Annotated in this window: 2 protein-coding genes and 1 pseudogene; all 3 read right to left on the reverse strand. The window is 61.1% G+C overall.

Annotated elements, in window-relative coordinates:
* On the reverse strand, positions 1-1,478 hold a 1,478-nt coding region (gene lysS, locus Q8K05_RS13560), incomplete at its 3' end, for a lysine--tRNA ligase (RefSeq protein WP_305247147.1).
* A 175-nt stretch (positions 1,479-1,653) separates the two neighbouring features.
* The gene (locus tag Q8K05_RS13565; protein ID WP_305247148.1) at positions 1,654-2,313 is read right to left on the reverse strand and encodes an LON peptidase substrate-binding domain-containing protein; all 660 of its coding nucleotides are present in this window, start codon (positions 2,311-2,313) and stop codon (positions 1,654-1,656) included.
* 132 nt (positions 2,314-2,445) lie between these two features.
* A pseudogene (locus tag Q8K05_RS13570) lies at positions 2,446-2,730 on the reverse strand (acetyl-CoA carboxylase carboxyl transferase subunit beta); the annotation flags it as partial.

Here is a 2,730-nt window from a genome sequence, read left to right on the forward strand (position 1 = left end):
ATACCGCAACCGCCGGTGGGGGGCATGCCGTATTCCAGCGCGCGGATGAAATCGTGGTCGTAGAACATGGCTTCGTCGTCGCCGCTGTCCATGGCGACCACCTGCGCATTGAAACGGGCGGCCTGCTCTTCGGCATCGTTCAGCTCGCTGAACCCGTTGCCGAATTCGCGGCCCGTGATGTAGAGCTCAAAGCGCTCGGTCACGCCGGGGTTGCTGTCGCTGGCACGCGCCAGCGGCGAGATCTCGACCGGGTGCTCGCAGATGAAGGTGGGCTGCCAGAGCTTTTCTTCCACGGTTTCTTCAAAATACATCACCTGCAGGCTGGCCAGCGAGCGGCTTGAGAGGCGGTCTTTTTCATCCGTCAATCCCCGCTTTTTAAGCGCGCTGGTCAGCCATGCCGCGTCGTCCACCTGGTCGCCGGCTTCGGTGTGCTTGAGGATGGCTTCGCGGATGGTCAGGCGTTCAAAGGGCAGGCTCAGGTCGACCGCCTTGCCGCCATACGTCAATTGCAGGGAACCCGCCACTTTTTGAGCGGCATCCCGTATCAGCGCTTCGGTGAATGTCATCAAGTCCGAGTAGTTCCACCAGGCCGCGTAGAACTCCATCATGGTGAACTCGGGGTTGTGGCGTACGCTGATGCCTTCGTTGCGGTAGCTGCGGTTGATCTCAAACACCCGCTCAAAGCCGCCCACAATCAGGCGCTTGAGGTAGAGCTCGGGCGCGATGCGCAAAAACATCTCCTGGTCCAGCGCGTTGTGATGGGTTTTAAACGGCCTGGCATTGGCGCCGCCCGGAATCGGATGCAGCATGGGCGTTTCCACTTCCAGAAAATCATGGGAAACCATGAATTCCCGAATGCTGCTGACGGCCTTGCTGCGCGCCATGAAACGCTTGCGCGTGGCCTCGTCCATGATCAGGTCCACATAGCGCTGGCGGTACTTGACTTCCTGATCCGCTATGCCGTGGAACTTGTCGGGCAACGGACGCAGGCTTTTGGTCACCAGCCGGATGCTGGTGGCGTGAATCGATAATTCGCCGGTTTTGGTCTTGAACAGCGTGCCTGTCGCCGCCACGATGTCGCCCAGGTCCCAGTGCTTGAACGCGGCGTGAACGTCTTCGCCCACCCCCTCGTTGTTGATATACACCTGAATCCGCCCGCCCGAGGGGCCGAACGAGGCGTCCTGCAGGGTTGCAAAGCTGGCCTTGCCCATCACGCGCTTGAGCATCATGCGGCCCGCGACATGCACTTTGGCGGCCAGCGCCTCCAGTTCTTCCTTGGTCATGCTGTCGTACTGCGCAAACAGCGCCTCGGCCCGGTGTTCCGGCTTGATGTCGTTGGGGAAGGCCACGCCCTTGCCGTCTGCCTGATGCTGGCGCAGGGCCTTGAGCTTTTCGCGGCGCTCAATGATCAACTTGTTTTCATCGTGCGGGGCGGGTGCAACGCTGCCGGCTGCGGCTGAATTCGGCGGGGTGGACATAAGGTCGGGGTTCCGGAAAAAAAGGGGGGCGACAAGGGGCTGGCGCCGCGCCCTGCAAAAAGAGGGGCTACTGGGCACCGAATCCATGATTTTAGGTTTTTAAGCGGCCGTTTTGCCCGCTGAATGACGGGAAAGGCATATTTGCCCGGAATTCAGGGCCGCCGTCGCTGGAAATTCAGAACGAAATACCTGTTCGCTCCAGAATATCGCCGACCAGCTCCAGCCTCAGCAGCGGGTTGTCCAGCATCATCAGGCGCTGCTTGAGCGCTGTCGGTATCGGCAGCAATTCGCACCAGCGGTTGGCGACCCAGCCGCAGTCGTCCAGTTGATAGGGCGGCAGCATCGGCATCTGCCCGGCTGGCAGGTCGCGCGCCTGCAGGCTCTGGATCAGCTTGGCCAGCGCGGTCGCGGTGCTTTGCAGGTCCTCGGGTATTTTCACCGACTGGTCGTCATCAAGCCGCGTTACATCCGCGATCCAGAGGCCGTGCTTGAGTTTTTCCCGTCGGGAGATTTCGAAGCGTTGTATTCCCAGGCAGCGGATCACCATCAGCCCGGGCTGCGGCACCGAAAACTCGGTGATGCTCGCCAGCGTTCCAACGCTGCTGAAGGCTTCGTGTGCAAAGCCGTCGCCGTTGGGTCCCGAATCACCGGGCCGCTGCACCTCTGCGCCTTCTGTCAGCGAGACCACCCCAAAAGGTGCACCGGCCTTGTGGTATTTCCCGATCATGTCCAGGTAGCGGACTTCAAAAATCTGCAAGGGCAGCAAGCCGCCAGGGTACAGCACCGTGCCCAGCGGGAACAAGGGGAGGGAAGTCAGTGTCAGGGCGTCAGACATGGCATCGGGCTTTAAATTGCAGGAATCGGCATCATCCCAAGCGCTTTTTGAGCAGCCCCTGTGTCCCACCCGCAAAATACGCCGAAGCAACAGGGGCTATTCGGTGAGGGCGAAGGTGGCTGCCATGGGTTTTTAGCTGACGGCGTCGGCCGGTTGCTTGAGCAGCATGGCCAGCGAGCTCGCCACCGTCTTGCGCAGTTCCCTGCGGTCGCAGATGAAGTCAATCGCCCCTTTGCTCTGCAGGAATTCGGCGCGCTGAAAGCCAGGCGGCAGCGTCACGCGCACCGTCGATTCAATGACGCGCGGGCCCGCGAAGCCGATCAGGGCTTTGGGCTCTGCAATCACGATGTCGCCGACGAAGGCAAAGCCGGCACTCACCCCGCCCATGGTCGGGTCGGTCAGCACGCTGATGTAGGG

The sequence above is a fragment of the Polaromonas sp. genome (assembly GCF_030682935.1).
Classification (GTDB): Bacteria; Pseudomonadota; Gammaproteobacteria; order Burkholderiales; family Burkholderiaceae_C; genus Polaromonas.

Coding starts and splice junctions, on each gene's coding strand:
- Q8K05_RS13565 (WP_305247148.1), bottom strand. CDS start 2,313: ATGTCTGACGCCCTGACACTGACTTCCCTCCCCTTGTTCCCGCTGGGC.